General features: G+C 42.8%; 3 protein-coding genes and 2 pseudogenes. All 5 read right to left on the bottom strand.

Going from position 1 to position 5,632, the window contains the following annotated elements:
• Positions 1 to 118 precede the first annotated feature (118 nt).
• Positions 119 to 313, bottom strand: a pseudogene (locus tag EWV68_RS03435) (cation:proton antiporter); the annotation flags it as partial.
• A gap of 301 nt (positions 314 to 614) precedes the next feature.
• Positions 615 to 1,183 (bottom strand): annotated as a pseudogene (locus EWV68_RS03430) (Uma2 family endonuclease).
• A 112-nt stretch (positions 1,184 to 1,295) separates the two neighbouring features.
• Entirely contained in the window at positions 1,296 to 1,898 is a 603-nt protein-coding gene (locus tag EWV68_RS03425; RefSeq protein ID WP_287168826.1) for a Uma2 family endonuclease, read from the bottom strand.
• Between the two features lie 38 nt (positions 1,899 to 1,936).
• Positions 1,937 to 2,404: a DUF29 domain-containing protein gene (locus EWV68_RS03420; protein WP_287168825.1), complete on the bottom strand. Its 468-nt coding sequence runs from the start codon at positions 2,402 to 2,404 to the stop codon at positions 1,937 to 1,939.
• A complete protein-coding gene (locus EWV68_RS03415) occupies positions 2,401 to 4,749 on the bottom strand; it encodes an HD family phosphohydrolase (RefSeq protein WP_287168823.1) in 2,349 nt (782 codons plus the stop codon). Before EWV68_RS03415 ends, EWV68_RS03420 begins: the two co-directional genes overlap by 4 nt.
• Positions 4,750 to 5,632 lie beyond the last annotated feature (883 nt).

Raw genomic sequence — 5,632 nt, 5'->3', positions numbered from 1 at the left:
AAAAAATATAGAAGAGCTAATGCAAATTAGCCGCTATCGGTTGAAGGATTACATCAAAGGACAAAGAGCGATATCGCTTGCCCTATCTACCTTCTAGCTCGCTTGTCCCCCTCTCAGCTGCTAAGACTAAACCTGCCACATAGGAAATGCGTAATCGCTGGGTTACTAGAGCAACGGCAGTGGCAATCAGTAGCAGCAGGATCAAGACAAGAACCAGTTCAGGAATGTCTCCCACCGTTTGGCTGTTGACAGCAGAACTGCTATCCAAGGATTTTTGTTGTGCTGCCCAGGCTACTAATAATTCTCCCTTCATAAGACGATATTCTCGGTAAGACCGACAATTAAGAACTTGGCTATTTTTATAATATAAGGGAGGTTATGGCAGTTACAGCCTTTCTCCGATTGATGAGGTTAGTTATTGTTGCTAAAATACTTGATGAGTAAGGATTAGTCTGTACTTCATCTCTAGGAGAAAGAATGAGAAATTTTCTATTTACCCAGTGATTACTGTGGGGAGGGAAAAGTTAGAGGCAATCGGGGCAAAATGATAAGTATTTTATCTGCAAATACCTTCAATACTTAAAAATATTTAAATTCACAATTGGTAATATTTATTAACTAAAATTCTCTAAAGCTTCAAATTGACGTAAGGCAAGACTAGAACCTTGCTTCCAGCCTAATTCTACATAATAGGGGAAAAGTTTCTTGATATTTATATCGGGAAAGATACGACTATTTTCGCTTTCTTGATAACCGTCTTCTCTGAACAGATATATTTTTAATTCTTCCCGACGATAAACCCACAATTCGGGAATTTTCAACAATTGATAGGCCTCTACATCAGTCAGAGAAGTAAAGTCCACTTCTATAGCTAAATCGGGAGGAGGATCGACAGTTAAATCAATTCTCTCTTTGCCTAAAATTGCCTCTCTATTATCAATATAAAAACAAGTATCTGGTTCTACTCCCGCTTCCCCCGACATTTTCAAGGTAATTGGATCAAAACATTGCCAGTCTTTGCCTTGGCGACGGAGGATAATTTTTACTAAATCCCTTAATGTATCAACATTTGGAGACGTAAACTCAGTAATCTTTCGTAATCTTCCCAAGTCTGATGGGGAAAAATAACTTGACTGCCCGGAGATAAAGATAAAGTATTTTCGTTGAGAGTAATTAGTAGCATTTTGATAATTATTTTTGGATTGTCAGATCCCCCCGCCTATCGGCACCCCCCTTATTAAGGGGGGCAGGGGGGATCAAGGGGGGATTAAGCTCACTTTTATACAAAAAGTGTTTTAACTAAAATTCTCTAAAGCTTCAAACTGACGTAAAGCAAGACTAGAACCTTGGTTCCAGCCTAATTCTACATAATAGGGGAAAAGTTTCTTGATATTTATATCGGGAAAGAGACGACTATTTTCGCTTTCTTGATAACCGTCTTCTCTGAACAGATATATTTTTAATTCTTCCCGACGATAAACCCACAATTCGGGTATTTTTAGCAATTGATAAGCCTCTACATCAGTCAGAGAAGTAAAGTCCACTTCTATAGCTAAATCGGGAGGAGGATCAACAGTTAAATCAATTCTCTCTTTGCCTAAAATTGCCTCTCTATTATCAATATAAAAACAACTATCTGGTTCTACTCCCGCTTCCCCCGTAATTTTCAAGGTAATTGGATCAAAACATTCCCAGTCTTTACCTTGACGACGGAGGATAATTTTTACTAAATCACTTAAAAGATTGATACGTTTGCCATGACTTGGTAAAGGAGACATAAGCCTTTGGAGACGTAAACTCAGTAATCTTTCGTAATCTTCCCAAGTCTGATGGGGAAAAATAACTTGACTGCCCGGAGATAAAGATAAAGTATTTTCGTTGAGAGTAATTAGTAGCATTTTGGTAATTATCCTTGGTTTTTAGCTGTGGGATTTAACTAATTTCGCTCTGGCAACCAATGCCTATCAAGCATTTGTTCAAGGGAATAGGGACAATTTAGAGGAAAATTGTGAGGAGATATTTCAGTTTTTTGACCAACAATAAAAACGGCATCTTGATAGATTTTTTCTTGGTTATCTAGGAGATATTTTTCTAAATTTGTGCTTAAGTATCCATTTAGATGCACTCTAAAAGTAGCTATTTCTCCTTGCCAATGCCGATGATTTAATTCAAATTCTTCCAGCCAATATTGCCACAACAAAAGATGAATAATTATCTGTCTTAAAAAACTCTCAACTCGATTTTTATCCCGTTTGCTCAAAGCCTCCAACTCCTCGATTAAATGTTGAATATCCAAATCAGCTAGACGATTTTCCTTGAGAAGTTTAATTGTTTCAGTCAACCAGAGATGTTCATCTTGTTCGTAGAGAAATTGTAACTGATTTAGCCAAGTATCTTTTTTCATATTTTTTTGGCTGAGGAGACTTCTAAAACTGCTTTCGGGTAGGCAATGCGTTGATGGTGGAATTGTTGCCAAACTTGCACAAAAACCTCGGCAATAATTGGTAATTCCTCCTGACGAATACCACTATCTACTAATTGTTGATCGCGCCATCGGGCCTGAAAAATCTTTTTGATCATATCCATGGCTTGTTCTGGGGAGGCCTCCTTCAGCGATCGCAAAGCGGCCTCACTACTATCGGCTAACATAACGATCGCCGTTTCTCGCGATTGGGGAATCGGACCATCGTAGCGAAAAGCCGCCTCATCGACGAATTCTTGACCATTTTGGGCGTATTTTTGCAAAGCTTGCTGATAAAAATAGGAAATTAAGAGATTGCCTTGGTGTTCAGGAATAAAATCGCGGACTACTCGCGGTAAACCGTGTCTGCGGGCCATGACTAACCCTTCGCTAACGTGCTTTTTAATAATCTCGGCGCTGACGTAGGGATCGTTAATTTCATCGTGTTTATTCGGGCCACCCATTTGATTTTCAATAAAACCGAGAGGATCGTGCATTTTCCCGATATCGTGATAAAGGGTTCCCGTGCGAATTAATTCCACATTACAGTGCAGTTTTCGGGCGGCCGCTTCAGCTAAACAGGCGACAAAAAGGGTATGTTGAAAAGTACCAGGCGCTTCCGTGGCCAAACGTTTGAGCAAACTACAATTAGGATTGGACAACTCCACCAGACGAATGGGAGTGACCACATCGAAACAGCGTTCCAAATAGGGGGATAATCCTAGGGCGATTACCGTCCAAGCTATTCCCGATAGACCATAGACGAGCGCCGTGGGTAGTAGAGTATAGATGATCGTGCTGGCCGTGGCGCTAACGATTAGGTAAGTGAGCAGATAAACACCCCCTTGACTGACTCCGATTCCCATCCCTAGCAGCGATAATTCATCCCTGGAACGCAATTTTGCCGCTATCATCGCCGCTAATAGTCCCCCTATCGTCCCGGCGATTAAATCGGCGCTGATACCTTGGCTGCTGAATAGGGAAAGACCGGCAGTTAAGAGGACCTGGGTGACGGCCAGAGTCGGGCCGTAGAAACTGCTGACTAATAAACCCACGGCTGCCAGATTGGTAAAGGTAATATTGGCGATCGCTAGGATCGGTGTGGTAAAACTTAGTAAACCCAAGAGAAGAAAATCCCGGTGACGCAGAGGCCGATGGAGACGCTGGGCAACGAGGCAAAAAGTCCCGATCGCGCTGGTGACAAGGATTGCCGTTGACCCTAAACCCATCCAGTTAATGCCCCGTTCGCTTAAACCAAAACCATCGATGAGAACAAACTGAGCTTGAGTAATTTTTTCGCCTGCTTTAACGATAATTTGACCGGTTTGAGCGCTAGACATGACCGTATCTACCGCTTCCACCGCTTTAGTGGCTTGTTCTTTGGTTGCCTCCCGATCTTCTATCAGGTTCGCTTCTCCCTCCAGGGCCGCTAGAAGGATATTTTCGGCTAAAGACTGCTGGCGACTGGTTAGGCGATCGCTGCTAATCTGCACGGCGATGGTATCCTGTAGGTGACTGGTGGAAATCCCCGGGGGAATGCCTTGCACCAAAATCCGGCGACCCGCTTGCAGGAGGGCTTTTTCTAGGTTTTGCCACTCTCGATCGCCCATTTGGGCCGCTGTGATCAGATCGGCGTATTTGAGTTTATTTAAGCTGGAATGCCGATAATTTTGGCTGGTTTGCTCCTTTATTTGCCGTAATTGCCCTAATCGATCGATAAATTGCTCAAAGCTTCCCTTCGTCACGCGCTGACGATAGGCTTGGATTTCGCTAACAGCATATTCCTGCTCTTTTGTCAAGAGGTTTGTAAAAGATTCTTCATAGTTGAGGCGGCTCTGTAGAGTTGACCATTGAGGGGCAGAAAAGGTGAGCAGCGTTTCCATTGTGGCGTTGGAAATATTTCTGCCCATTAAAATGGAATTTCTTCGCAAAATTGGGCTAATTTGACTTAATTGCCCTAAAGTGTCTCGCAGCGATCGCTCGATCTGGGCGGTGGTTTGGGGATCTCTTTTCAGCCGGGGAAGCAGTCCAGCCCGAATTTTTTGGCGTTTGAGGGCGGTGGTTTCTTGGTCTTGAAAACGGGCATCTTCGGGGGCGATAATCGTGACGGGGGAAATAGTCCCGACGGCCAATTTCGGCTGATTATAGAAACGATAACCGACCACGCTAGTCAGACAACCGACGGTAAACAGGAAGATTAAGGGTCGTCGCAGTTTACCCAGGGAGTAAGAGCGAGATTTTCGGGCAGAATCAGGAAAAACAGTGAAAGAATGCAGAAAATGATTCATAAATTCCAGCTAAATTCTATAAACTGCGCGACCATGCCCAGAGGAAAAATACCAGCAATTTGGTTTTGTGTTCCCTTTTCTATTTTAAGGACTCCCTGTGCAAAAAAATTTTTTCTCGAAAGGTGTCTCGGGTTGGCTGAAAAAGTTTGTTGGTGGGGTTAGGAGTCGGTCGCCGGTCGGGGAAGAGAGAGGCAAAAGGCAAGGGTTTGGAACTACACAAGGGAGGGTCTTTCTCCGTTTCCTGATCGGTTAAGCAAGAGGTAAAACCTCTAGAAATGCGTTGCAAGGGTCTCCCTTTGCGTTCGCTATTGTATAAACTCTTTGAAGTCTTGGTTCAGCATTAAGTAGGTAGGCGTTAAAAGTTGTCAGATCCCCCCGCCTATCGGCACCCCCCTTATCAAGGGGGGCAGGGGGGATCGAGCCTAAAATCCATTTTTAATTTAATTATAACCAGCTACTTATATTTATATTGATGATATTCTTGACGAATTTCTTCTAAGGCCGATAGTCTCGTTTGGTACGATTGACTACGCCAATAAGCTGTCTCCGTTTTGGGAGCTTTTAAGTTAAGTAGGTAGGCGTTAAAAATTATCAGACACCCCCGTTATCAAGGGTAGGGTTGATTCATGAATCAACCCTACCTTATCAAGGGGGGCAGGGGGGATCGAACTTAAAATCCATTTTTAATTTAATTATAACCCAGCTACTTAAGTGTTATTTTTCGCCTTTATTGTTTAAAGAGGGATGGCGGTTTCTAGGGAAATTTGGCTCTTCGTTACTTGGTATGATTCGATCAGGGGGCATAAATCGACTAAATCCTTATCCGGCAAGAGACTTAATTGATTAGCTCGTTCTAGATCGAAAACAATTGGGAACAATCGAA

Origin of the sequence: Microcystis sp. M_QC_C_20170808_M9Col, assembly GCF_007095495.1 — a bacterium.
Taxonomy (GTDB): domain Bacteria; phylum Cyanobacteriota; class Cyanobacteriia; order Cyanobacteriales; family Microcystaceae; genus Microcystis; species Microcystis aeruginosa.
This window is presented reverse-complemented; position numbering and strand designations above follow the sequence as displayed.

Bases quoted from the DNA above. Each gene is read 5' to 3' on its own strand.
- EWV68_RS03425 (WP_287168826.1), bottom strand. From the start codon at position 1,898: ATGCTACTAATTACTCTCAACGAAAATACTTTATCTTTATCTCCGGGC.
- EWV68_RS03420 (WP_287168825.1), bottom strand. From the start codon at position 2,404: ATGAAAAAAGATACTTGGCTAAATCAGTTACAATTTCTCTACGAACAA.
- EWV68_RS03415 (WP_287168823.1), bottom strand. From the start codon at position 4,749: ATGAATCATTTTCTGCATTCTTTCACTGTTTTTCCTGATTCTGCCCGA.